Below are 627 nucleotides of genomic sequence, written 5' to 3'. Positions count from 1 at the left end.
CATCTTCTCCTTCAGCGGGAAGATGAAAATCCTTCACCTGACCTGGTTCGCGTTCTTCCTGACCTTCGTCGTCTGGTTCAACCTCGCGCCGATGCTGGGGGCGATCCAGGCGAGCCTCGGGCTCGACCGGGCGCAGGTGACCACGCTCCTCATCCTCAATGTCGCGCTGACCATCCCCGCGCGGATCATCATCGGCATCCTCACCGACCTCTACGGGCCCAGGCGGGTCTATTCGGGGCTGCTGATCGTCTCGGCCATCCCCTGCTTCGTCTTCGCGGTGGCCGACAGCTTCACCCAGCTGGCGCTGGCGCGCTTCGCGCTCGGGCTGATCGGCGCGGGATTCGTCATCGGCATCCGCATGGTCTCGGAATGGTTCCCCGCGCACGAGCTCGGCACCGCCGAGGGCATCTATGGCGGCTGGGGCAATTTCGGCTCGGCCGCCGCCGCCTTCTGCCTGCCGACCGTCGCGCTGATCTTCGGCGGCGAGGATGGCTGGCGGTGGGCGATCGGGCTGACGGGCGCGATGGCGCTGGTCTACGGCTTCATCTACTACGCCTCGGTGCAGGACGTGCCCAAGGGGTCGAAGTACTTCCGCCCGAAGAACGCCACCGCCATGGAGGTCACCTC

The 627-nt window shown here is 66.5% G+C and carries 1 protein-coding gene; it reads left to right on the top strand.

The features are described 5' to 3' along the window. Window positions 1-22 precede the first annotated feature (22 nt). On the top strand, window positions 23-627 hold a 605-nt coding region (locus tag FGX59_RS37250), incomplete at its 3' end, for an MFS transporter (RefSeq protein WP_206078576.1).

The organism is Poseidonocella sp. HB161398 (assembly GCF_005870025.1).
GTDB lineage: Bacteria > Pseudomonadota > Alphaproteobacteria > Rhodobacterales > Rhodobacteraceae > Mangrovicoccus.
Note: the sequence above shows the minus strand (reverse complement) of the source record. Positions and strands in the feature narration are given on the sequence as shown.